General features: G+C 31.6%; 1 protein-coding gene. It reads left to right on the top strand.

From position 1 onward, the window contains the following. The first annotated feature begins 26 nt into the window (after window positions 1-26). Window positions 27-545, top strand: coding sequence for a hypothetical protein (locus ACNI3T_RS04920; RefSeq protein ID WP_418226873.1), 519 nt, complete (start codon window positions 27-29; stop codon window positions 543-545). Window positions 546-678 lie beyond the last annotated feature (133 nt).

The raw sequence follows: 678 nt of genomic DNA, 5'->3' as shown, positions 1-678 counted from the left end.
CCGGGACCGTTATGCAGCATTAAATTATGAGACGACTAATTACAATACTGACTTTATCACTTCTAATAATAAGTTGTGAAAATAAGAAGAAATCAACTTCAATTAATAAAACTGATTTAATGGAAAAATCGTTTTCTGATTTTAAAGAGTTGTCGGCTTTTAAAGAATATGATAAAATTACAGATACTTCGTATGCTAAAGATGGTTATGATTCAACTCATAGAATCACCCAAATAAAAAGAAACGAAGAAAATATTGTCTTATTCAACAAAATAACTTTAGACCAGAATGACCAAGAACATTATTCAATTATCGATACACTTAAAATTAAAGATCTAAAAAACGATACATATATTTCAATTGGATATTGTGAAATAGACAATGCTCTTACAGAAGAAATAATTGCGATTTTGAGGCGAACCGAAAAGGATACAATTCAAGAAGTTCTTAAGGCCTGGAAAGCAAACTCAGAAACTAATAAAATTGAAGAAATAAAAGATTTCACTAAACTCAAATGTTTAAATGAGTATAAGTCTGGTGCTTAACGCTGCATAACAACGGTTAATCGCCAATAAGCGGTAGCTTAAGAAAGAAAATATTTATGTTGACCAACGAACAAACATTAATCCGACAAATCCGCGTCCCCTACTCCGCCAACTGGCGATAACCGAAACCGTT

Source organism: Christiangramia qingdaonensis (genome assembly GCF_048381525.1).
Lineage (GTDB): Bacteria > Bacteroidota > Bacteroidia > Flavobacteriales > Flavobacteriaceae > Christiangramia.
Note: the sequence above shows the minus strand (reverse complement) of the source record. Positions and strands in the feature narration are given on the sequence as shown.